The following is a 241-nucleotide window of genomic DNA, read 5'->3' as shown; positions in this document are numbered from 1 at the left end:
CTTTGATAATCAAACGCCAGAAGATACAAAGCAGTTTTTTGAATATGCTAAAGAGTTTTTAGAACAAGAATACGGTAAAGATAATTTATTATATGCAACAGTTCACATGGACGAAAAAACCCCACATATGCATTATGGTGTTGTCCCTATCACTGATGACGGTAGATTAAGTGCAAAAGAAGTTGTAGGGAATAAAAAGGCGTTAACAGCGTTTCAAGATAGATTTAACGAATATGTTAAT

Annotated in this window: 1 protein-coding gene; it reads left to right on the top strand. The window is 33.2% G+C overall.

The window, feature by feature from the left end:
* On the top strand, positions 1–241 hold a 241-nt coding region (gene mobV, locus SH09_RS16260), incomplete at both ends, for a MobV family relaxase (protein ID WP_200888862.1).

Source organism: Staphylococcus gallinarum, from assembly GCF_000875895.1.
GTDB classification, from domain to species: domain Bacteria; phylum Bacillota; class Bacilli; order Staphylococcales; family Staphylococcaceae; genus Staphylococcus; species Staphylococcus gallinarum.
Note: the sequence above shows the minus strand (reverse complement) of the source record. Positions and strands in the feature narration are given on the sequence as shown.